1 protein-coding gene is annotated in these 249 nt (G+C 72.7%); it reads left to right on the top strand.

Translation table 11 applies throughout. The features are described 5' to 3' along the window. On the top strand, positions 1-249 hold a 249-nt coding region (locus VTU_RS25000; protein WP_010099613.1), incomplete at both ends, for a M20/M25/M40 family metallo-hydrolase.

The raw sequence follows: 249 nt of genomic DNA, 5'->3' as shown, positions 1-249 counted from the left end.
CGAAGCGCTGCGCGCTGCCGCCGCCCCCAGCGCGCCCGCGTGGCAGCGCCACTGGGAACGCGCCGTGGAAGCGCTCGGCCTGCCCGTGCTGCGCCTGCCCAGCGGCGCAGGCCACGACGCCATGAAGCTGCACGCGATCCTGCCCCAGGCGATGCTCTTCGTGCGCGGCCAGAACGCGGGAATCAGCCACAACCCGCTCGAGTCCACCACGAACAACGACATTCAGCTGGCCGTGGACGCCTTCGCCGG

Origin of the sequence: Verminephrobacter aporrectodeae subsp. tuberculatae At4, assembly GCF_000193225.1 — a bacterium.
GTDB lineage: Bacteria > Pseudomonadota > Gammaproteobacteria > Burkholderiales > Burkholderiaceae_C > Acidovorax > Acidovorax aporrectodeae.
Note: the sequence above shows the minus strand (reverse complement) of the source record. Positions and strands in the feature narration are given on the sequence as shown.